The sequence below is a fragment of the Streptomyces solincola genome, from assembly GCF_002982015.1.
Classification (GTDB): Bacteria; Actinomycetota; Actinomycetes; order Streptomycetales; family Streptomycetaceae; genus Streptomyces; species Streptomyces solincola.
Genome location: NZ_PVLV01000323.1, coordinates 1 through 1013 on the forward strand (window position 1 = coordinate 1; position 1013 = coordinate 1013).

Consider the following 1013-nt stretch of genomic DNA (forward strand, 5'->3'; position numbering starts at 1 on the left):
TGGCTCTGCGAGATGGCCGCATCCAAGGATGCCTGGCCGGGCACCCGTGCCCGGCCAGGCATCCTTGGATGCGGCCATCTCGCAGAGCCAGACGTACCCACCCTCGACCCACTCACGAGGAGCAGCTCGATATGTCGACTGTCGCGAACCGACAGGACTTCAAGGTCGCCGACCTCTCCCTGGCCGAGTTCGGCCGCAAGGAGATCACCCTCGCCGAGCACGAGATGCCGGGCCTGATGGCGATCCGCGCCGAGTACGCCGAGGCGCAGCCGCTGGCCGGCGCCCGGGTCACCGGCTCCCTGCACATGACCGTGCAGACCGCCGTCCTGATCGAGACCCTGGTCGCGCTCGGCGCGCAGGTCCGCTGGGCGTCCTGCAACATCTTCTCCACCCAGGACCACGCCGCCGCGGCCATCGCGGTCGGCCCCGACGGCACCCCGGAGGCCCCCCAGGGCGTGCCCGTCTTCGCCTGGAAGGGCGAGACGCTGGAGGAGTACTGGTGGTGCACCGAGCAGGCGCTGACCTGGCCGGACAGCCCCACCGGCGGCCCGAACATGATCCTGGACGACGGCGGTGACGCCACTCTCCTCGTCCACAAGGGCGTCGAGTTCGAGAAGGCCGGCCAGGCCCCGGACCCGGCCACCGCGGACAGCGAGGAGTACGCGTACATCCTGCGCCTCCTCAACCGCACCCTCTCCGAGAACCCGCAGAAGTGGACCCGGCTCGCCTCCGAGATCCGCGGCGTGACCGAGGAGACCACCACCGGCGTCCACCGCCTCTACGAGATGCACCGCGACGGCGCTCTGCTCTTCCCGGCGATCAACGTGAACGACGCCGTCACCAAGTCGAAGTTCGACAACAAGTACGGCTGCCGCCACTCCCTGGTCGACGGCATCAACCGCGCCACCGACACCCTCATCGGCGGCAAGACCGCCGTCGTCTGCGGCTACGGCGACGTCGGCAAGGGCTCCGCCGAGTCCCTGCGCGGCCAGGGCGCCCGCGTCATCGTCACC

1 protein-coding gene is annotated in these 1013 nt (G+C 70.2%); it reads left to right on the forward strand.

Translation table 11 applies throughout. From position 1 onward, the window contains the following. Positions 1-131: 131 nt before the first annotated feature. Positions 132-1013 (forward strand): adenosylhomocysteinase (locus C6N75_RS20515; RefSeq protein WP_105870378.1); only part of this gene is annotated, 882 nt, incomplete at its 3' end.